Raw genomic sequence first — 20,107 nt, 5'->3', positions numbered from 1 at the left:
AACGATGCGGCATACCTCATTGTGTCCCAACGGCGGCCGTTGGCGAGGATGGTCAACCGCCGCGTCGCGCCACGGTCTCGGCGAGGCTCGCGCGCACCTCGGGGTGCACGACGCCCGCGTCGATGACTCGGTGCGCGGCGTCGAGGTCTCCCATCAGACCGCGGAACAGCAGCAGCAGGTCGACATCGTGGTCGGGGCGCTCGACCGTGATGTCGGCTCCCGCCCGCACGACCCCGGGCGTGACCACCGACAGGTACGCGCCGGTGCGCCCCTCGTCCGTGAAGCGGCGCACCCAGCGGGGCACGCCCATGTGCGCGGCGAAGGTGACGCAGGGGATCCGAGGCACCTCGACGCGCAGCACGACGTCGTTGATCCGCCACAGCTCGCCGACGCGCGCGCGCGTCGTGTCGACACCGACCGTGGTGACGTTCTCGCCGAAACCGCCTGGGGCGATGGGGCGCCCGAGCTCACGCTGCCAGCGGTCGAGGTCCTCGCGGGCGTACGCGTAGACGGCCTGGAGGGCCCCGCCGTGGTGCTGCGGCTTGCCGATCTCGTCACCGACGACCCCGCTGCCGAGCCCACCGTGCTTGGGGCCGGGGTCGCGCACCTCGAACGACTCGACGGGCTTCTTGTCGATGGCCGTCGCAGCGCCACCACCCGGCGGCCGGGTGCGACGCCCTGCGTTGAGGGACAGGACGTGGGCGGCCTTCACCTGCGCGAGCCTAGTGCGGCGCGGATGTCGCTCGACGGCGTGGCTGCCGCGCCGGCGGCTTGCCGCGCGGACGGGTGCGGCGGCGGGGCCGGTCACCTAGCGTGGCCGCATGCCTGCCGAACCGCTCGTCGTGTCCGTGCCCGATGCCGACTACGCCGAGGCGCTCGTCGACCTCGAAGGCGTCGACGCCCTCGTCTGGGACATGGCCGAGCCGCACCCCCGGGGCGGCGACATCCAGCTCGCCGTGCTGCCCTACATGACGCGCCTGAGCCTTGCCGACGTCGTGGTCGGGCTGGACTCCCTCGAGGTCGTGCAGCTGCAGAGCGCCGGCTTCGAGCAGTTCCTCGCCGACGTGCCCAAGGGCGTCACGCTGTGCAATGCCGCGGGTGTGCACGACGCGTCGACGGCAGAGCTGGCGCTGGCGCTGACTCTCGCGTCCATTCGGGACATGCCGAAGTTTGTCGTGTCGCAGGCGAACTCGACCTGGGAGCCACTCGTCCTGCGTTGTGCGCTCGCTGACAGCAGGGTGCTCGTCGTCGGCTACGGCCAGATCGGCCGGGCGGTGGCGCGTCGGTTCGCCCCCTTCGAGGTCACGCTCACCGCGGTCGCCTCGCGAGCCAGGGACGGCGACGACCTCGTTCCGCACGTGCACGGCATCGACGAGCTGCCCGAGCTGCTGCCCCGGCACGACGTGGTGGTGGTCATCGTTCCGTTGACCGACTCGACGACGGGGCTGTTCGACGCCGACACCCTGGGCCGTATGCCGGACGGCGCGCTTCTCGTCAACGTGGCGCGTGGCCCCGTGGTCGACACGGACGCGCTGGTGGCCGAGTGCACCTCCGGCCGTCTGCGGGCCGCGCTCGACGTGACCGACCCGGAGCCGCTGCCGGCCGGGCATCCCCTCTGGACGACCCCCGGCGTGCTCATCACTCCCCATGTCGGCGGCGCGACGCGGGCGATGCGCCCGCGGGCCAAGGCGCTCGTTCGTCGCCAGGTGCAGGCGATGCTCGCCGGGAGCGCCCCGGTGAACGCGGTCGCGACGGGCCGCTCCGCGACGGATGGGCCCTCGGCGAGGTGAGCCGGCGGCGGCGCGGCTGCTCGCCGGACCTTGTCGCTGTCCGACCCATAGTGGACACTGTCAACATGACCGAGACCATCGTCGCCATCGGCACGCGCAAGGGCCTGTGGATCGCACGCAGCAGCGACCGCACCGAGTGGACCCTCGAAGGCCCGCACTTCCTCATGAGCGAGGTGGCGTCCGTCGCCATCGACACGAGGCAGGGCCGTTCCACCGTCCTCGCCGGCGTGAAGTCGTGGCACTGGGGCCCGACCGTCCAGGCCTCGACAGACGGCGGCCGCACGTGGACCGAGAGCGCCGAGCGCGCGCTCGCGTTCCCGAGCGACACCGACACCGCGCTGGAGCGCGTGTGGCAGCTGACGCCCGACCCCAACGACGCCGACGTGGTCTGGGCCGGCGTCGAGCCGCACGCCCTCTTCAAGAGCACCGACCGGGGCGAGCACTACGACCTCGTCCGCGGCCTGTGGAACCACCCGCACCGCCCGACGTGGGAGCCCGGGTTCGGGGGTGGCGCCGTCCACACCATCGTTCCCGAGCCCGGTCGGCCGGAGTCGATGCTCGTCGCCATGAGCGCTGGGGGTGTCTACCGCTCGAGCGACGGCGGCGAGACGTGGGCGCCGAGCAACCCCGGCATCAAGGCGGGCTTCATGCCCGACGACGAGTACCCCGAGTACGGCCAGTGCGTGCACAAGGTCGCCCGCGGGCAGGGCGAGGGCGAGCTCTTCGCGCAGAACCACAACGGCGTCTACCGCTCGGGCGACAACGGCGCGACGTGGGACTCCATCGCCGACGGACTGCCGACCGACTTCGGCTTCACCGTGCTCGCGCACCCGACTCGCCCCGGCGTGGCGTGGGTCGTGCCCGTCGCCGACGCGGGGGAGCGCATTCCGCCCGGTGCGCAGCTGCAGGTGCAGCGAACCGACGACGCCGGCGCCACGTGGCACCAGCAGTCGAGCGGTCTGCCCGGTGCCAGCTACACGTGCGTGCTGCGAGACGCCGCCTCCCTCGACGCCTCCGACCCCGTCGGGGTCTACCTCGGCACCCGCAACGGCGATGTCTTCGCGTCCGCTGACGAGGGCGAGTCGTTCCAGCGCATCGCCACCCAGCTGCCCGACGTCCTCGTCGTCCGCGCCGCCCAGCTCGCCTGACTCTCAAGGGATTCCGTATGCCGTCAGCTCCCGTTCGCGTCATCCTGCCGGGCATGCTCCGCGACCTGGTGGGAGGCGTCGCCGAGATCGAGGTGGAGTCGCCCGACGACACCCAGACCGTCGCCGAGCTGCTCGACCGTGCCTTCTCGCAGCACCGCATCCTCGACGGCAAGGTGCGCGACGAACGCGGGCAGATCCGTCGTCACGTCAAGGTGTTCGTCAACGGCGAGGACGCCACGCGGGGCGAGGGCACCGGGGCCCTGGTGCCGGCCGGGGCGCGGGTGCACATCATCAACGCCGTGTCAGGGGGCTGACGCGAGAGGCCGTCCGGTCAGCGCGACGCGACAGGCCGAAGCTCCAGCGGGAAGGTGCCGCGCAGCACGGTGCCACCCTCGGGTCGGTCGCTGATCGTGACGTCCCCTCCGAAGGTCCGCAACGTGTCGCGCAGCAGTCGCAGTCCCAGATGCCCCTGACCGCCCGGGAGGCCGTCGCTCCGGACGGCGCCCACGGACCCGACGGAGCCGTCGGACTCGGGCGGCAGACCGACGCCGTCGTCACACACCTCGACCGTGGCCCGGTCGTCCTCGACGGCTGCCGTCACCTCCACCGTTGTGGCGTGGGCGTGCTTGGCCACGTTCCTCAGTGCCTCGCGCACGATGCGGTAGGTCAGCTGGGCGACGGCCAGCGGCTCGCCCAGTCGTGAGTCGACGGCCACGGCGACCTCGGTGCCATGGCGCCGCTGTCGTTCGGCGAGGTCCTGGACCGCGGGTTCCAGCCCACCGTGCTCGAGGTCCGCCGGGTAGACGTCGGTGAGCAGCTCGCGCACGCCGGCCACGCCGCGGGCGACGTCGGTGTGGACCTGCTCCAGCAGGCCCCGCGCGGCCGTGGCTTCGCGCGGCAGCGCTGCCGCCACCGTCGGTAGGGCGTAGCCGAGAGCGATGATGTCCTGGACGATGCCGTCGTGGAGGTCCTGCGACAGGCGGCGCCTCTCGAGGTCGGAGGCGGACAGTGCCTGCGCCATCACCGCCTCCCGTTCGGCCAGGCCGCGGTCGACCCGTCTGGCGAGGGACAGGGCGAGGGGGAGCAGGGCGAGGGCCAGCAGCAGGAGCGCCACGAGACCGAGCAGGGTGAACTGCCAGCGGATGTCGCTGACGTCCTGGCGGATGCGTTCGGTCGGCCAGTACGCCTCGAAGACGAGTGGCGTGCCCTTGTCGGCCCTGAAGCCGACGTACACCTCGATCAGCTCCTCCTCCGACCGCTCCTGGGCGTTCTCCGGCTTGTCGAGGTCGGACACCTGGCCGGTCGCCTCGGTGGTGCCGAAGAGCTCTGCGACGTCTGGCTCGAGCTCGAACGTCTGCCCGGTCACGCCGGTCTCGTCGCTCCACAGCACGCGGCCGCTCGCCGTCCAGATCTTCATGTGCTTGATCGACCCGTCCGCCATGCGCGTGCGCATGAGCCGGACGAGGGCGTCCGTGGCGGCACGGTCGCCGGCGAGCACCTTGTCGTCGATGAGCGGTGCGACGACAGAGTTGGCGTACGCGACGCTCCGGGTGGTCGCCTCGCGGACTGACAGTCGCTCGGCCAACGGCGTAGACAGCAGCAGCGTGCCCGTCGCGACGAGGGCGAGCACCGCCAGACTCCAGAGCACGAAGCGGAGGACGGCGCCACGGACCACCTTGGAACGGCCCCGCTGGGGGACGTCGAGCTGCGCGCGCGACCTGACAGGGTTCCGCGCGGTGGTCTCCGACGTCGACGGCGGGTGTGTGACGGCCATGGCTTCAGTCCTCGTTGGGGAGCTGGATCAGCCTGCGGCGCAGGGCGATCATGACGGCTTCGAGCTGGCTGTGGGCGTCGAGCTTCACCAGGAGGCTCTTGATGTAGCCCCGACACGTCAGGACCGAGATCCCGAGCGCACGAGCGATGGTCGTCGGGTCGCGTCCCTCGGCCAGGAGGGTGAGCACCTCACGCTCGCGGGCCGTGAGGAGGTCGGGGGTGGGTCGCGACGCCGCGGACGTGCCGACGAGCGTGCGCAGCAGGAGCGGGTGCACGGCGAAACCGTCGCGCGGGGCGGTGCGCAGGGACTCCATCAGCTCCGTCAGTGGACCACCCTTGGGCAGCACCGCACAGGCTCCGGCCTCGGCGGCCCGGGTCAGCAGCGACTCGTCGACGTGAGCGGTGAGGACCACGACCCGGGTCTCGGGCCGGTCGCTGGTGATGGTGCGGGTCACGTCGACGCCGTCGCCGTCGTCGAGTCGGACGTCCATGACGACGACGTCGGGCGAGGCCGTGGCCACGAGGGCCGTCGCCTCGCGCGCGCCGTGGGCCGTGCCGACGCACTGCATGCGGGGTTCGGCCGAGATGGCGAGGCAGAGCGCGTCGGCGAGGGTCCTGTGGTCGTCCACCACCAGGACTCGCAGGACATCGGACGACATCGCGTACCCCCTCACGGGGCCGGCGCCCCCCGGCGCTCCCCCTGGCCTCCCAGTATCACGGCAGTCGAATGGGCGCGACGGAAAACGGACCCAAATGCCGAGCTCGTCCCACCCCGCGCACGGGAGGTCTTCCGCCGTCATCGTGGTGCGCCGGATGGAGCAGGTGACGGTCGCCTCGACTACGGACTGAGGACGCGGCCCTCGACCGTGTCGAGGTCGGCGGCGCCGAGGTCGCGGGAGTCGACCGAGCTCGCCCGGGCATCACCTAGCACGAAGACCGCGCCTGTCGGCACCGTGATCGGCCCGAACCACACCCCGTCGACCGACTCCAGGTCCACGAACGGCTCGACCACAGGAGCGCCGTTGACGACGAGCGCTCCGTCGTCGAGCTCGACGGTGTCACCGCCGACGCCGACCACGCGCTTGACCAGCGACGTGCCGCTGACGTCGTGGGCTGCAGCGCGGACGCGGTCGGGGGACAGCCCGACGACCCCGCCGGCGGCCGTGGCTGCCGTGGCGGTCTCGACCCACCGGGTCCCGTCGAGCACGACGACGTCACCGCGGGCGACGTGGCCGGCCCAGGGCTTCTTGAGCAGCAGCACCTGCTCGCCGGGTTGCAGGGTGGGGGTCATCGAGTCGGAGCTGACCCGCACGGGCTGCACGACCCATGTCAGGGTGGCCGCCAGGCCTGCGGCCACGACCCCCACCGACACTGCCCGGCGGTGCCGTGCGAGCCTCACGCCGGGTCCCCGCCGCACGACGGCACGCGATCGACCGGAGCTGGTCTCGAGCGCAGACGAGCCGCCCTCGAGACCGACACGGTCCGGCGCCTCGCGGTTCACGTGAAGCGCACCAGCGCCCAGACGACCCAGCCGCAGACACCCACGGCGAGGAGGAGGTTGCCGACGGACCGGCGCTGTCCGACCGGCAGCATGCCGATGAGCAGCGCGAGGCCACCCAGCTCGGCGACGACGCAGACGAGGTCGAGCGCGCCCACGGTCTCGACCGCCGCTCCGGCGCCCGAGCCCGGGATGATCGGCATCCCGTTGCCGTGGCCACCGGGCACCTGCGACCCGCCGTGGTGGCTGCCGCCGAGCCCGACGCCCCGGTCCGCACCGTCTGTGTGGAACGGCAGCCCGATGGTGCGGGACACGACGTAGAGCGCCACCAGTGCGGAGGTGAGCAGCACCGCGGCGGGTACGAGCCGGGCACTCAGGCCTCGCCACAGCGCCTGGGCGAGCCAGAGCTGACCTGCCGCGACGACGATGAAGAAGACGCCGGCCGGTGCCCACTCCTCGAAGTGCTCCGGTGCCACGACGAGGTGGACGAGACCGGCGACGCAGCTGAGCGCCGCGGCTGCCCGTGCCGGAGTGGCAAGCACCCGTCCCGCAGACGGAACCGACCCGATGTCCGAAGGGGTGCTCGAGTGCGAGGCCGTGGTCGACATGGTCGTCCCCGCCTCAGAGGTCGGAGATCTCGGGCAGCGACGTGCACGGGTCGCTGAGCGGGTCGCTGACGTCGTTGTCCGCGCGCACCTCGAACTGGCTCATCATGTCGTGGTCCTCGTGCACGAGGTTGTGGCAGTGGATCATGTACTTGCCCCGACCCTCGAAGCGCGCGACGACGCGCACGGTCTCGTTCTCGCCGACGTAGACCACGTCCTTGGGGCCGAGCTCGTGCGGCATGGGCGGCTTGCCGTTGCGGTCGAGGATGCGGAAGTCGATGAGGTGGATGTGGACCGGGTGGAACCAACCGCCCGAGGAGTTGCGGATCTCCCAGATCTCGACGTCGCCCTCGCGCGGGTCCGCCTCGACGAGCGAGAACTTGCTCTTCACGACGTCGTCCCACGTGTGACCGTTGATCGTCCACATGCCGTGCTTGCGCACCAGGTCGAGGCGACGGGTCCGCACCGCGTCGGCCGCCGTGAGCAGCATGGCCGGGTTGGTCGGGTTGAGGGCGTCGGGGACGGAGTTGTTCGTCCGGTCGAAGTCGTCGGCGACGACGTCGAAGGCCATCACCTTGTTGGTGTCGGCGTAGTCGATGTTGTTCTTCGGGCTCGTGTTGCGCAGCACGACGCGGCGCCCGACCGGCAGCTTGCTGAAGTCGATGACCACCTCGTATCGCTCCGCCGCGCCGTGCCGGAAGCGCTGCACGGTCTGCGGATGCGGCATCAGCCCTGCATCCGTCGCGATGACGGTCATGGGGTCGCCCGAGTCGAGCGACCACTGGTACGACCGCGAGATGGACGCGTTGAGGATGCGGAAGCGGTAGCGGCGGCGCTTGACCTTCATGACGGGCCACGGCACGCCGTTGACCAGCACGACGTCGCCGTACATCCCGGACTCGCTGTGGTTGTCGAAGAAGAGGGACCCGTCGCTCGCGAACATCGCGTCGCTGATGAGGAGCGGCACGTCGAACTCGCCCTTGGGGATAGGGAGCGAGCGCTCCAGCGGGTCGACGAGCTGGTACTGGGCGGCGAGTCCCATGAGCACGTTCTCCGCCGTGTGGTGGAGCCCGTGGTCGTGGTACCAGAGGGTGCGGGCGGTCTGGGTGTTCGGGTAGACGTAGTCCTTGTACTGGCCCGGGTTGGTGATGTCGCTCGCGTAGCCGTCGTACTGCGGCAGCGACGGCGACCCGTGCAGGTGCACCGAGGTCCACGGCGTGTAGTTCAGCACCGGGTGCTTGCCCGGCAGGTTGTTGACCTGACGCATCACGGTGCGCCGGCCTTGGGCGACCCTGACTGTCGGGCCCGGCACGAGCCCGTTGTAGCCCCACAGCGGCGTCTGCAGTCCCGGCAGCACCTCTGCCTGGAGGGGCTTCATGTAGACCTTGTAGAAGTCGGTCGTGGCATCGGTGCGGTACGGCTGCAGGACCGGCGGCGTCCGGAACGGCAGGGTGAACGGTCGGGGTAGTCGGCTGCTTGCGAGTCGACCCTGCGCGCCGGACTTCGCACTCACCGTGCGCTCCAGGGGCAAGGCCAGGGCGGCGCCCCCGACGACGCCCAGCTTCATGAGGTCTCGGCGAGACAAAGACATGGTTCCTCCCTTGGTCATGTCCTTTCCGCCTCAAGAGGAACCCAGCGACCTTGTTGATACCTTGGATGAATCCGGCCGAACGCCAATGCATTTCGGACATCTGGGGTCTTTGGGGCAAGTGTCCCTCCCAAGGTTTCCGCAAGGGCGCGGGCCGAGACTGGGACTGCACCCGATCAGGGTGTGGAGACGTCGTTCAAGCGGGCTGCGCCGGACCCCGTGTGTCGTGGACCGTCCTCGGCGGGATCTCCACCTCGGTGGTGATGAGAAACCCTGTGACCTGATCCCCCAGGAGAGGCGGGCGTCCCCAGCGGGCGCCCGCCACTGGTGTGCCACGCGGCCGGTGGCGGTTGGCTCGGGTCAGGCGTCGACGCCCAGCAGCACCGGGAGCACCGTGCGCTCGAGCTCGCCGGTCGCCAGGGAGCGCGGCTCGACCAGCCGCTGCGTCATCGAGCCCTGTGCCAGTGCGATGGCTGCACGCACGAAGGTGTCGGTCGGCATGGGCAGGCTGAGGCCCTGCCGGGCCACGGCCTCGTCGACGACGGCCACCAGCTCGTCGCGCACCCGACGTTGCTGGGCGGCCCACGCACGTCGGGCCCCTGCGTCGCGTATCGCATGGAGGGTGAACTCGGTCGTCAGCACGAGCCACTGCTCCTTGCCGCGGGTGTCGTCGGCGAGAGCCGCGAAGACCGCCTGCAGCACGTCCTCGGCTCGGGCGTGCTCCTGCCTGCTGGCTGCGCGGATGCGCTCGACGAGAGCCTCGGAGTGCCGGCGGGAGAGCTCGAGGACGAGGTCGTCCTTCGACGAGAAGTTCGAGTAGAACGCCCCGCGCGTGAAGCCAGCGCGGTCGCAGATGTCCTCGACGCTCGCCCCGTGGAAGCCCCGCTCGGCGAAGACCTCGCTGGCAGCCTCGAGCACGCGGTCGCGGGTCGCCTGACGGCGTGCAGTGATGCGACGGGCACCCGGTTCGTGGGACGTGAGGGACGGCATACGCCAACGATACGCCCTCGAATTGAATACAACAGTGTATTGGATGCATACTTATATCGAAAGGCGGGAAGTGCCCGCCTGGAGGATGGGTCAAGTGAACGAGCGCAACGTGGTGGCGCGAGACGTGTCGGTCAGCGGCACGCACGAGCCGTTCGTGTCGGGCATCAGGTTCACGGCTCCCGCCGCGTCGGTCACCGTCGTCGGGGCGGACCCCGGCGCCGGCCAGGTCGCGCTGGCCCTCGCGATCGGGGGACGCGTCGACCTGCTCACCGGCTCGGTGTCGATCGGTGGTTCGACCGACCGTGCGCACCTCCAGCTGCGCACCCGCCTCGTCGACGTGCCCGACGTGACCGCTCCGGAGGACGCGCTCCCGCTCCGCGCCGTCGTGGCGGAGGAGCTGGCCCTGGCCGAGCGACCTTCGTCGCGCAAGGACGTCGCAGCCTTCCTCCGGGAGCGCGGCCTCGCCGAGCTGGGTGGTCGGCGGTGGGAGAGCCTGTCGGCGGGCCTGCGCACGTCGCTGCTGCTCGAGCTCGGCGCCTGGCACCCCCAGGTCCGGGTATCGTCCTCACCGGCCCGGACCGGCACGGTGGCGACCCCCTCGAGTGGTTCGAGGCCGCGCGGTCGATCGCCGACCGCGGCCTCACCGTCGTCGTGCTGTGCGCCCCGGCCACGGCTTCGGCGCTGACCCACCTCACGTCCGATCCGGACGCCTGCGACCCCGAAGCCGTCGACCTCACCACCGAGGGAGAGCCCGCATGAACCCCGTCCGTCTCGCCGTTGCCGAGCTGCGCCGCCTCACCGCGTCGCGCCTGGCCCGTCTCGCCCTCGCGGCCCTCGTCCTCGTGCCGACCCTGTACGGCGGGCTCTACCTCTACGCGAACCACGACCCGTACGGCGCGTTCCCCCAGGTGCCCGCCGCGGTCGTCAGCGACGACGCCGGCACCGCACTGAGCACGGGGGAGAGGCTCCAGGTCGGGGGGCAGGTGGCCGACCACCTCGTCGAGTCGAAGACGTTCGACTGGCACCGCGTCTCGCGAGATGACGCGATGCACGGGGTCGACGACGGGACGTACGCGTTCGCCGTGATCCTGCCCAAGACCTTCTCGGCCGACCTCGCCTCGACGGCGGAGTTCACCCCGCGACAGGCCACCTTGCTGCTCGAGACCAACGACGCCAACAACTACATGACCTCGATGATCGGCAACCAGGTGATCAAGCAGGTGACGGCGACCGTCGCAGGCGAGGTGAGCCAGACCGCCGCCAGCCGGCTGCTGCTCGGCTTCAGCGACGTGCACGACCAGCTCGCCAAGGCCGTGGACGGCTCGGAGAAGCTGCGTGCAGGGGCGGTGAAGGCCGACGACGGGGCGCACCGGCTGGCCACGGGTGCGCACTCCCTCGCAACCGGGCTGGGCGAGCTCGCTTCCGGCGCAAGGACACTGGACGCCGGCATCGCCCGTGCAGCCTCCGGCGCCGACGACCTGCGGGCGGGCGCTGCCCGGCTCGCGTCCGGCCTCTCCACGCTGCAGTCGCGGACCGCGGACCTGCCTGCACAGACCGACCGCCTCGCCGACGGTGCCGCCCAGGTGGCGGCGGGCAACCGCCAGATCGCCGGCTACGGCACCCAGGCGGCCCAGGCGTCGACGCGGCTCAGGTCCCGCATCGCTGCCGACCGGGCGGGACTGCTCTCGACCCTTCGGGCGCAGGGGCTCACCGACGCCCAGCTGGCCGTCGTCGAGTCACGGCTCGACGTCGTCGACGGCTACGTCGACAGCGCCGACGCGACGATCCAGTCCGCGTCGGGCGGTCTGACGAGGCTGTCGAAGGGCGCCGACCAGGTGGCCACCGGTGCGCGGGCGCTCGCGAACGCCACCCCGGCCCTCACCGACGCCATCGCCCGGGCGCACTCGGGCGCCGTCCGGGTGCGGGACGGCGCGGGCACGCTGGCGACGGGCCTCGACCGGCTCGAGGGTGGGGCCGACCGACTCGTCGACGGAGCCTCGTCCGCCGCCACCGGTGCAGGCTCGCTCGCCTCCGGCTCGACATCGCTGGCCACCGGGCTCGACTCGCTCGCCAAGGGCACCACCGACCTGCACGCGGGTCTCGTCAAGGGCCGCGACGCCGTGCCCGACCCGACCGCCGCACAGCGCAAGGCCATGGCCCAGACGATCGGCAACCCCGTCGGCGTGCAGAACGACTCGCTGTCGTCGGCCGGCTCGTACGGCGCCGGCCTGGCGCCGCTGTTCATGAGCCTCGCTCTCTGGATCGGCGCCTACGTCCTCTTCCTGTTCGTGCGCCCTCTGTCGCAGCGCGCACTCGCCACCAGCCAGCGCTCGTTCCGCACGGCCCTCGGTGGCTGGCTGGCACCGGCGGCGGTGGGCATCGTCCAGGCCGCGGCGCTCGTGCTGGTGGTGGGGCGTGGTGTCGACATCCAGATCGCCCACCCGGTGCTCGCGTTCCTGTTCCTCTGCTTCACCTCGATGACGTTCGTGGCGATCCTGCACGCGCTCGCCTCCCGGTTCGGGGCGGTCGGCAAGTTCCTCGGTCTCGTCTTCATGGTCGTCCAGCTGGTCAGCGCCGGCGGCACGTTCCCGTGGCAGACGCTCCCGGCGCCGCTCCAGGCCGTTCACCACGTCGTCCCGATGAGCTACGCCGTCGACGGCCTGCGCCGGTTGCTCTACGGCGCCGACCTCGCTCCGGTGCTCGGCGCGGTGGGGGTGCTCACGGCATACCTCCTCGGCGCGCTCGTCGTGTCGACGGTCGCGGCGCGACGGTCGCGCATGTGGACGCCCAAGCGGATCAAGCCCGAGCTCGCGCTCTGACACGACCGCGCCGGCACGTGTCCGGTCACCGGGCCGGTCGTCGCGCCGGTCGCCGCGCCGGCCGGGGTTCCGGGCTGACAAGCGGGCCGCTGCGGAGCATGCTCTAGACCTATGAGCAGTGCTTCGAGAGAGAAGACCCTCATCCTGATGCGACATGCCAAGGCCGAGGAGGGTCTCGGCAAGGCCGACCACGAGCGAGAGCTCGCGGCGCGGGGCCGTCGAGATGCCAAGGCCGCCGGCACGTGGCTGCACGAGCAGGGCCTCGTGCCCGACCTGGTGATCTGCTCGACCGCGCAGCGCACCCGCCAGACGTGGGAGGAGGCGTGCCACGGCGGCGCCCACACCGAGTTCGTCGAGTACCGGCGCAGCGTCTACCTCGGTGGGTCGGAGCAGACCCTCGAGACGGTGCGCGAGGACGCCGGTGAGACCTCGACGGTGCTGGTGCTCGGTCACAACCCGACGATGGCGCAGCTGACCAGCCTGCTCACCGACGGTGAGGGCTCGCGCGAGGCCCATGACGCCCTCGGCGCGGGCTTCGTGACCAGCGGGCTCGCGGTCCTGAGGTATGCCGGCGAGTGGGCCGACATCGACTTCGGCTCGTGCGCCCTGGCGCGCTTCCACGTGAGCCGCGGCCACGACGACTGAGCCCGCTGGCCCCGCGATCAGGCTGTGAGATGCGGTGTCCACCCAGCGGACACGGTCTTATGCTGCAGGCATGACGCAGACGCCTGACATCAAGCCCCGCAGCCGCGACGTCACCGACGGTCTCGAGAAGACCGCGGCACGGGGGATGCTTCGGGCGGTAGGCCTCGGTGACGACGACTTCGCGAAGCCGCAGATCGGCGTCGCGAGCTCGTGGAACGAGATCACGCCGTGCAACCTGTCGCTCGACCGGCTCGCCAAGGCGGTCAAGGACGGTGTCCATGCCGGCGGCGGCTACCCGCTCGAGTTCGGCACCATCTCGGTCTCCGACGGCATCTCGATGGGCCACGAGGGCATGCACTTCTCGCTCGTGAGCCGCGAGATCATCGCCGACTCCGTCGAGACCGTCATGAACGCCGAACGACTCGACGGCTCAGTCCTTCTCGCGGGTTGCGACAAGTCGCTTCCGGGCATGCTCATGGCAGCAGCGCGCCTCGACCTCGCCTCCGTGTTCCTGTATGCCGGCACGATCCTCCCGGGTGTCGCCAAGCTCTCCGACGGCACCGAGAAGGAGGTCACGATCATCGACGCCTTCGAGGCCGTCGGGGCGTGCAACGCCGGACTCATGTCGCGCGAGGACGTCGACGCGATCGAGCGGGCCATCTGCCCGGGCGAGGGCGCCTGCGGTGGCTTCTACACCGCCAACACGATGGCCGCGGTCGCCGAGGCGATCGGCATGTCGATCCCGGGCTCGGCCGCCCCGCCGGCGACCGACCGCCGCCGCGACATGTACGCCCGCAAGTCGGGTGAGGCCGTCGTCGAGCTGCTCCGCCGCGGCATCACGGCGCGCGACATCATGACGAAGCCCGCCTTCGAGAACGCCATCGCGGTCGTCATGGCCTTCGGCGGCTCGACCAACGCCGTGCTGCACCTGCTCGCGATCGCCCACGAGGCCGACGTCGACCTGACCATCGACGACTTCCGTCGCATCGGCGCCAAGGTGCCGCACCTGGCCGACGTCAAGCCGTTCGGCAGCTTCGTGATGAAGGACATCGACCACATCGGCGGCATCCCCGTCGTCATGAAGACGCTCCTCGATGCCGGCCTGCTCGACGGGGACTGTCTCACCGTGACGGGCAAGACCATGGCCGAGAACCTCGACGAGCTCAACCCGCCGCACATCGACGGCCGAGTCATCCGCGAGATGGCGACCCCGATCCACAAGACGGGTGGCCTGACGATCCTGAAGGGCTCGCTCGCCCCCGAGGGCGCCGTGGTGAAGTCGGCCGGCTTCGACGAGTCGGTCTTCGAGGGCACGGCCCGGGTCTTCGACGGCGAGCGGGCCGCGATGGACGCCGTCGAGGCCGGGTCGCTTCAGAAGAACGACGTCGTCGTCATCCGCTACGAGGGCCCCAAGGGTGGCCCCGGCATGCGCGAGATGCTCGCCGTCACCGGCGCCATCAAGGGTGCCGGTCTCGGCAAGGACGTCCTGCTCCTCACCGACGGCCGCTTCTCCGGCGGCACCACAGGTCTGTGCGTCGGCCACGTGGCGCCCGAGGCCGTCGACGAGGGTCCGATCGCCTTCGTCCGCGACGGCGACACGATCCGCCTCGACGTCGCGAGCGGCACGCTGGACGTGCTCGTCGACGACGAGGAGATGCAGCGTCGCCGGTCCGAGGGCGTCACGCACCCCGAGCCGAAGTACACCCGCGGCGTCCTCGCCAAGTACCGCAAGCTCGTCGGCAGCGCGAGCGGCGGCGCCGTCTGCGGCTGACGCACGTGCCCACCGACACGTTCCCGTCGCTCACCACGGCGCGGAGCTAGGTCCCCGGTGGGGGAGTCCAGTCGGACTCGGCCCGTCCCTTGAGGCCCGCCGCCTCCATCGCGAGGTAGCGGTCGGTCAGCCCGCGGTAGAGCCGCCCGACGACGGAGCCGACGGGCCCCTGCTGGCTCACCGAGAGCGTCACCCGGCAGCGGTTCTCGCCCATCGTCTCGACCCTGTGGTGCGCGATGGTCCGGGCGCCGGCACCGCCGGACTCCCACGTGAACGACTGCCCCTGGGTCAGGGCCGTCACCGTCCACCTCACGGTCGGGATGCGCGGCTGGTCGATCGTGGCGGTCGCGCCGACCTCGAGCACCCCGTCGTGGAGGGTCACCCTGCGCACCGACCGCGTCCACTCGGGCCAGCGCTCGGCGTCGGCCAGGATGGCCCAGACGCGGCTCGCCGGGGCGTCGATCTCGATGCTCGTGTGCTGCTCCACCATGCCTCCTCAGGCCTCGACGGCGACGGGTGTGGCGGGTGCGGCGGGTCCGACGGCAGCGGCCGACGGGTTGCCGACGACGTCAGCGGCCCAGTGCCGCCACACGGAGGTCACCTGCATCCCGACCTTCTCGTACAGCCCGAGCGCCCCGGTGCGCGAGTCGGTGGACAGCTCTGACCGGTCGCCCCCGTGCGCGCGCCCGACCTCGAACGCGTCGACGAGCAGGGCTCGGGCGAGTCCACGCCCGCGCTGGTCGCGGCGGACCGCCAGCTTGTCGACGTACGCGCAGCCGCTCGAGACGATGACGAACGCCATGCCCACGACCTCGCCGACCGGGTCGACCATGAGGCGCAGCTGCCACGGCTCGTAGCCGGGGCGGTAGACCACGGTGGCCGCCCACTCGGCAAAGGTCGCGCGCTCGCGCTCCGACCACTCGAGGAAGGCGTCCTCGTTGACGCTCCACGCCGCCTCGAGGTCGGCGTGGTCGCGCGGCTCGCGGATGGCGTACCCGTCGGGGGTGGGCTGCGGCACGATCGTCTGACCGGCAGGCAGCTGGAGGACCCACGACGTCCAGAGGTTGCGGTAGCCGAGCGCGGTGAAGAGCCGCTCGCCTGCAGAGTCACCAGGCACCGGCTGCCCGACGATGGTGCCGCCGTCACGCGCCCCGACGGCTCGGGTCCAGCGCGACAGCGCGGTGCCGATGCCGCGACCCCTGTATGCCGGCTCGACCGCACCGTCGGCCCAGCGCGCCTTGTAGACCTCGGCGTACGCGACGAGTCGCTCGCCGTCGAGGACGCCGACGGTCTGGCTGGCGAGGTCGAAGGCGGGGCGCTGCCAGTCGCCCACGATGTCGGCCTCCTCGATGAGGACCTCGCCGACGTCGTGCTGCTCGCACGCTGCCATCAACGCGGCGACGGCTGGGGCGTCGGCACGTGCCAACGGACGCACGGTCAGCGCCTGTGAGCCGGCCGGCAGGACGAGGGCGACCGGGTCGGCGTCGCTCGTGGGAGCCGAGGGGTGCGGGGTTGTCATGGCTGCTCCTGCTCGCGTGTGTCGCGGCCGGTGCCCCGCAGCTCCAACGAGCCGCCGATGACTCGGAGGCCGGGCGCGGGCAGCAGGTCGGCGACGGTGCTGGTCATGCGGGCCAGTGTCGCGAGCGCGGTCCGGGTGCGACAAGCGACTTTCGGCGCCTGGGCGCAGGCGAGGCAGCCCGGCGGCGTCGCTCGTGCGGGGCTGACAGTGGGTGAGATCACGATGCCACATCCTGAGACGCCGGTGACGCTCGATTGACACCACTGGGGCCGCGTAGGACGGTTGTCACGTGGCCCGACTCCTCGTACTTCCCTAGCGCGCCGACCAGCCCCACCGGTCAGCGCGCTCCCTTCCGTCCCACCGCGGGACCGAAGGGTTTTTTTGTGGCTGGAGTCAGCCAGAACCGCAGTCCATCTGCGGGGCTTCCCGCAGGACGTCCCGTAGGACCACGAGTGCTCGAGACAAGGAAGAGATCGTGAGCGACACGACCAAGCAGGCGCCATCGCCGGCTGACGTGGCCTCTCTGGCCCGTCCCCGACCCGCTGAGGGCAAGCCCGTCGAGACGGTCCCGGCGGCCGTCCCGGCCCTCGAGGTCACCGGGGCGCAGGCGCTCGTACTCTCGCTCGAGGCCATCGGCTGCGACACCGTCTTCGGCATCCCGGGCGGTGCCATCCTGCCGGCCTACGACCCGATGCTCGACTCGAAGAAGGTGCGGCACATCCTGGTCCGCCACGAGCAGGGCGCCGGCCACGCGGCCGAGGGGTACGCCTCGGCCACCGGCAAGGTCGGCGTCTGCATGGCGACGTCCGGACCCGGTGCCACCAACCTCGTCACGCCCCTGGCCGACGCCCACATGGACTCCGTCCCGGTCGTCGCGATCACGGGCCAGGTCGCGAGCGCGGCGATCGGCACCGACGCCTTCCAGGAGGCGGACATCCGCGGCATCACGATGCCGATCACGAAGCACAACTACCTCGTCACCGACCCGGCCAAGATCCCGCAGGCGATCGCCGAGGCCTTCCACGTGGCGAGCACCGGGCGTCCGGGGCCGGTGCTGGTCGACATCAGCAAGGACGCCCTGCAGGCGCGCACGACCTTCAGCTGGCCGCCGAAGATCGACCTTCCCGGCTACCGCCCGGTGCTGCGCCCGCACGGCAAGCAGATCCGCGAGGCTGCGCGCCTCATGGCAGCCGCCGAGCGACCCGTCCTGTACGTCGGTGGCGGCGTCGTGCGCTCCCGCGCCAGCGACGCGCTGCGCCGGCTCGTCGAGCTGACGCAGATCCCGGTCGTCACGACCCTCATGGCGCGCGGCACCGTGCCCGACAGCAATCCACTCAACCTCGGCATGCCCGGGATGCACGGCACCGTCGCCGCCGTGACGGGCCTGCAGAAGGCCGACCTGATCATCGCCCTGGGTGCCCGATTCGACGACCGCGTGACGGGTCAGCTGTCGACGTTCGCCCCTGACGCCAAGGTGATCCACGCCGACATCGACCCTGCCGAGATCTCGAAGAACCGGGTCGCCGACGTGCCGATCGTGGGCGACGCGGGTGAGGTCATCAAGGACCTCATCGAGCAGGTGACCCTCGACCGCGCGACCGCCGAGGGCGGGGCCTGGGACTACACGGCCTGGCGTGAGCGTGTCGCCGAGTGGAAGTCGACCTTCCCCCTCGGGTGGACCGAGAGCGAGGACGGCACCCTGTCGCCGCAGTACGTCATCGAGCGCATCGGGGCGCTGTCCGGGCCCGAGGCGACCTACGTCGCGGGTGTGGGGCAGCACCAGATGTGGGCGGCGCAGTTCGTCCAGTACGAACGCCCCAACGCGTGGATCAACTCGGGCGGCCTCGGCACCATGGGCTTCTCGGTGCCGGCGGCGATGGGCGCCAAGGTCGCCGAGCCCGAGCGCACGGTCTGGGCCATCGACGGTGACGGCTGCTTCCAGATGACCAACCAGGAGCTCGCGACCTGTGTCATCAACAACATCCCGATCAAGGTCGCCATCATCAACAACAGCTCGCTGGGCATGGTGCGCCAGTGGCAGACGCTCTTCTACAACGAGCGCTACTCCAACACCGACCTCCAGCCGATGAGCCAGCGCGTGCCCGACTTCGTCAAGCTCGCCGACGCGTACGGCTGCCTGGGCCTCCGCGCGGAGACGCCCGACGAGGTCGACGCCGTCATCAAGCAGGCGCTCGAGACGAACGACCGGCCGGTCGTCATCGACTTCATCGTCCACCGCGACGCCATGGTGTGGCCCATGGTCCCGGCGGGCGTCAGCAACGACATGATCCAGGCGGCCCGCCACGAGGCACCGGTCTGGGAGCGGGAGGACTGAGCATGAGCAAGCACACCCTGTCGGTGCTCGTCGAGGACAAGCCCGGCGTGCTGACCCGCGTCGCAGCGCTCTTCTCGCGCCGGGGCTTCAACATCAACTCGCTCGCGGTCGGTCCGACCGAGCTGCCCGAGATCTCGCGCATCACCGTCGTCGTCGAGGTCGAGGGCGCTGCCCTCGAGCAGGTGACCAAGCAGCTCAACAAGCTCATCGAGGTGCTCAAGGTGGTCGAGCTCGACGCCCACGCCTCGGTCCAGCGCGAGATCGTCCTCGTCAAGGTCCGGGCCGACGCGGCGACGCGCAGCCAGGTCATCGACACGATCCAGCTCTTCAAGGCCAAGGTCGTCGACGTGACGACCGACGCCGTCGTCATCGAGGCGACAGGCAACTCCGACAAGCTCCGCGCGCTGCTCGACGTCCTCGAGCCGTTCGGCATCAAGGAGCTCGTCCAGTCGGGCATGGTCGCCGTCGGCCGCGGGTCGCGCTCGATCACCGACCGCAGCCTGCGCAGCGCCTGAGCGACTCCACCCACCCCCAGACCAACAGCACACCGCAACCGAAGGAGAAGGCCACCATGGCCGAGATGTTCTACGACGACGACGCCGACCTGTCGATCATCCAGGGCAAGAAGGTCGCCGTCATCGGCTACGGCAGCCAGGGCCACGCCCACGCGCTGAACCTGCGCGACTCCGGCGTCGACGTGCGCGTCGGCCTCGCCGAGGGCAGCAAGAGCCGGGCCAAGGCCGAGGCCGAGGGCCTCTCCGTGACCTCGGTCGCCGACGCCGTCAAGGAGGCCGACCTCGTCGTGATCCTGACGCCCGACCAGGTGCAGCGCACCGTCTACGCCAACGACATCCAGCCCAACCTCAAGGACGGCGCCGCCCTCCTCTTCGGGCACGGCTTCAACATCCGCTTCGGCTACATCAAGCCGGAGTCCGACGCCGACGTGCTCATGGTGGCCCCCAAGGGCCCCGGCCACATCGTGCGCCGCGAGTTCGCCGACGGCCGTGGGGTGCCCGTGCTCCTCGCTGTCGAGCAGGACGCGTCGGGCACGGCCTGGGACCTCGCCAAGGCCTACGGCAAGGCGATCGGCGGCCTGCGCGCCGGCGGCATCAAGACCACGTTCACCGAGGAGACCGAGACCGACCTCTTCGGCGAGCAGGCGGTGCTCTGTGGCGGTGCGAGCCAGCTGGTGCAGTACGGCTTCGAGACCCTCGTCGAGGCCGGCTACCAGCCCGAGGTCGCCTACTTCGAGTGCCTGCACGAGCTCAAGCTCATCGTGGACCTCATGATCGAGGGCGGCATCGCCAAGCAGCGCTGGTCGGTCTCCGACACCGCTGAGTACGGCGACTACGTCTCGGGTCCCCGTGTCATCGACCCGCACGTCAAGGAGAACATGAAGGCCGTCCTGGGCGACATCCAGAACGGTGCCTTCGCCAAGCGCTTCATCGACGACCAGGACGCCGGCGCCCCGGAGTTCAAGGCCTTGCGCGAGAAGGGCGCCCAGCACCCGATCGAGGGCACGGGCCGCGAGCTGCGCAAGCTGATGGCCTGGGTCAAGCAGACCGACTCGGACTACACCGAGGGCTCGGCCGCGCGCTGACCGTCTCTGCCTGGCGGCCGGTCACC

Annotated in this window: 19 protein-coding genes; 10 read left to right on the top strand and 9 right to left on the bottom strand. The window is 71.1% G+C overall.

Annotated features, from left to right (window positions below):
• Window positions 1–52: 52 nt before the first annotated feature.
• The gene (locus AB4091_RS10785; RefSeq protein ID WP_442291744.1) at window positions 53–712 is read right to left on the bottom strand and encodes an MOSC domain-containing protein; all 660 of its coding nucleotides are present in this window, start codon (window positions 710–712) and stop codon (window positions 53–55) included.
• A gap of 109 nt (window positions 713–821) precedes the next feature.
• Between AB4091_RS10785 and AB4091_RS10780 the strand changes: the two genes are divergently transcribed.
• The 3 genes from AB4091_RS10780 (at window position 822) to AB4091_RS10770 (ending at window position 3,252) form a co-directional block, all read left to right on the top strand.
• Window positions 822–1,790: a 2-hydroxyacid dehydrogenase gene (locus tag AB4091_RS10780; RefSeq protein ID WP_442291743.1), complete on the top strand. Its 969-nt coding sequence runs from the start codon at window positions 822–824 to the stop codon at window positions 1,788–1,790.
• Between the two features lie 65 nt (window positions 1,791–1,855).
• Entirely contained in the window at window positions 1,856–2,938 is a 1,083-nt protein-coding gene (locus AB4091_RS10775) for a WD40/YVTN/BNR-like repeat-containing protein (protein ID WP_442291742.1), read from the top strand.
• A gap of 17 nt (window positions 2,939–2,955) precedes the next feature.
• Entirely contained in the window at window positions 2,956–3,252 is a 297-nt protein-coding gene (locus AB4091_RS10770) for a MoaD/ThiS family protein (protein ID WP_442291741.1), read from the top strand.
• A gap of 17 nt (window positions 3,253–3,269) precedes the next feature.
• Here the strand turns inward: AB4091_RS10770 and AB4091_RS10765 are convergent, their stop codons facing one another.
• The 6 genes from AB4091_RS10765 to AB4091_RS10740 form a co-directional block, all read right to left on the bottom strand.
• Window positions 3,270–4,712: a sensor histidine kinase gene (locus tag AB4091_RS10765; RefSeq protein ID WP_442291740.1), complete on the bottom strand. Its 1,443-nt coding sequence runs from the start codon at window positions 4,710–4,712 to the stop codon at window positions 3,270–3,272.
• Between the two features lie 4 nt (window positions 4,713–4,716).
• Window positions 4,717–5,370 (bottom strand): response regulator, encoded by a 654-nt coding sequence (locus tag AB4091_RS10760; protein WP_442291739.1) that lies wholly within the window; start codon window positions 5,368–5,370, stop codon window positions 4,717–4,719.
• Window positions 5,371–5,549: 179 nt separating this feature from the next.
• Window positions 5,550–6,068: a signal peptidase I gene (lepB, locus tag AB4091_RS10755; protein ID WP_442291738.1), complete on the bottom strand. Its 519-nt coding sequence runs from the start codon at window positions 6,066–6,068 to the stop codon at window positions 5,550–5,552.
• Between the two features lie 140 nt (window positions 6,069–6,208).
• Entirely contained in the window at window positions 6,209–6,817 is a 609-nt protein-coding gene (locus tag AB4091_RS10750; protein WP_442291737.1) for a hypothetical protein, read from the bottom strand.
• A gap of 13 nt (window positions 6,818–6,830) precedes the next feature.
• A complete protein-coding gene (locus AB4091_RS10745; RefSeq protein ID WP_442291736.1) occupies window positions 6,831–8,405 on the bottom strand; it encodes a multicopper oxidase family protein in 1,575 nt (524 codons plus the stop codon).
• A gap of 357 nt (window positions 8,406–8,762) precedes the next feature.
• Complete coding sequence (locus AB4091_RS10740) at window positions 8,763–9,392, bottom strand: TetR/AcrR family transcriptional regulator (protein ID WP_442291735.1); 630 nt, start codon at window positions 9,390–9,392, stop codon at window positions 8,763–8,765.
• A 94-nt stretch (window positions 9,393–9,486) separates the two neighbouring features.
• Here AB4091_RS10740 and AB4091_RS10735 point away from each other — a divergent pair, with 94 nt between their 5' ends.
• The 4 genes from AB4091_RS10735 (at window position 9,487) to ilvD (ending at window position 14,627) form a co-directional block, all read left to right on the top strand.
• Entirely contained in the window at window positions 9,487–10,077 is a 591-nt protein-coding gene (locus AB4091_RS10735) for a hypothetical protein (protein WP_442291734.1), read from the top strand.
• 70 nt (window positions 10,078–10,147) lie between these two features.
• The gene (locus AB4091_RS10730; protein ID WP_442291733.1) at window positions 10,148–12,211 is read left to right on the top strand and encodes a YhgE/Pip domain-containing protein; all 2,064 of its coding nucleotides are present in this window, start codon (window positions 10,148–10,150) and stop codon (window positions 12,209–12,211) included.
• Between the two features lie 147 nt (window positions 12,212–12,358).
• Window positions 12,359–12,856 carry a SixA phosphatase family protein gene (locus AB4091_RS10725; protein WP_442291732.1) on the top strand — a complete coding sequence of 166 codons (498 nt, stop codon included), beginning with the start codon at window positions 12,359–12,361 and terminating at the stop codon, window positions 12,854–12,856.
• Window positions 12,857–12,926: 70 nt separating this feature from the next.
• Window positions 12,927–14,627, top strand: coding sequence for a dihydroxy-acid dehydratase (gene ilvD / locus AB4091_RS10720; protein WP_442291731.1), 1,701 nt, complete (start codon window positions 12,927–12,929; stop codon window positions 14,625–14,627).
• A gap of 46 nt (window positions 14,628–14,673) precedes the next feature.
• Here ilvD and AB4091_RS10715 read toward each other — a convergent pair whose 3' ends face one another.
• Both AB4091_RS10715 and AB4091_RS10710 read right to left on the bottom strand, forming a co-directional pair.
• Complete coding sequence (locus AB4091_RS10715) at window positions 14,674–15,114, bottom strand: SRPBCC family protein (RefSeq protein ID WP_442291730.1); 441 nt, start codon at window positions 15,112–15,114, stop codon at window positions 14,674–14,676.
• Window positions 15,115–15,123: 9 nt separating this feature from the next.
• On the bottom strand, window positions 15,124–16,146 hold the full coding sequence (locus AB4091_RS10710; protein ID WP_442291729.1) for a GNAT family N-acetyltransferase: 1,023 nt from the start codon (window positions 16,144–16,146) through the stop codon (window positions 15,124–15,126).
• A gap of 475 nt (window positions 16,147–16,621) precedes the next feature.
• Between AB4091_RS10710 and AB4091_RS10705 the strand changes: the two genes are divergently transcribed.
• From AB4091_RS10705 to ilvC, 3 genes are read left to right on the top strand one after another with little or no spacing between them, the layout of a single operon-like run.
• Entirely contained in the window at window positions 16,622–18,481 is a 1,860-nt protein-coding gene (locus AB4091_RS10705; protein WP_442291728.1) for an acetolactate synthase large subunit, read from the top strand.
• A gap of 2 nt (window positions 18,482–18,483) precedes the next feature.
• Complete coding sequence (gene ilvN, locus AB4091_RS10700; RefSeq protein WP_442291727.1) at window positions 18,484–18,996, top strand: acetolactate synthase small subunit; 513 nt, start codon at window positions 18,484–18,486, stop codon at window positions 18,994–18,996.
• A gap of 56 nt (window positions 18,997–19,052) precedes the next feature.
• On the top strand, window positions 19,053–20,081 hold the full coding sequence (ilvC, locus tag AB4091_RS10695) for a ketol-acid reductoisomerase (RefSeq protein ID WP_442291726.1): 1,029 nt from the start codon (window positions 19,053–19,055) through the stop codon (window positions 20,079–20,081).
• Window positions 20,082–20,107 lie beyond the last annotated feature (26 nt).

The organism is Terrabacter sp. 2RAF25, assembly GCF_052115265.1.
Lineage (GTDB): Bacteria > Actinomycetota > Actinomycetes > Actinomycetales > Dermatophilaceae > Terrabacter.
The sequence above is the reverse complement of the archived record's forward strand: the minus strand, read 5'-3'. Positions and strand labels throughout refer to the sequence as shown.